Origin of the sequence: Effusibacillus consociatus (assembly GCF_042652925.1) — a bacterium.
Taxonomy (GTDB): domain Bacteria; phylum Bacillota; class Bacilli; order Tumebacillales; family Effusibacillaceae; genus Effusibacillus; species Effusibacillus consociatus.
Genome location: NZ_JBHSHC010000178.1, coordinates 1 through 605, shown reverse-complemented (window position 1 = coordinate 605; position 605 = coordinate 1). Strand labels below are relative to the sequence as shown.

The following is a 605-nucleotide window of genomic DNA, read 5'->3' as shown; positions in this document are numbered from 1 at the left end:
TTGTTGGAACTGTTGCCCGGTGTAGTTGGATCTCCGTCTTTGTCCCATCCTTTGTGTTGGCCGTTGTTTCCTTTTTCACCTTTTCCCGGATTTTTGAGTCCCACAAGTTCGACAGCCATGCTGATCCGGTTCCCGTCGCCATCATAAGCATACAGCGTTTTTTCCTGCTTCTGATTGACGACCTCGACCAGACGATTCGCCGCATCAAATTGGTAGGAACTGAAGATTTTTTCTTCGCCGTTTTCCATTGTGAAGATTTTGCTTAGGTTCCCGACCGGGTCGTATGCAAACTGGCGAGTCTTCCCGTCTTCCGTCATGGACATCAGACGGTTGATCGCATTGTAAGCATACGTGGTCGAACTGCGTTTCTCCCCTTCGCCGGTCAGTTCCATCTCCTCTTTGCTCAAGCGGTTGCCGACCGGATCATAGGTGTAGGTCCGGGTTTTCTTCCTGTCCTCCACCACTTTGACAAGCTGATCCAATGGATCATAGGAAAATTCTTTGACATGTTCTCCGTCGTCATCTTTTTGTGCAGTCTTTACGACATTTCCGGCAGAGTCATACTCATGCTTCTGCTGGAACAATACCTTGCCATCCGGGGCAAC

The 605-nt window shown here is 49.4% G+C and carries 1 protein-coding gene; it reads right to left on the bottom strand.

All coding sequences use genetic code 11. The features are described 5' to 3' along the window. On the bottom strand, window positions 1-605 hold a 605-nt coding region (locus ACFO8Q_RS23850), incomplete at both ends, for an RHS repeat domain-containing protein (protein WP_380029881.1).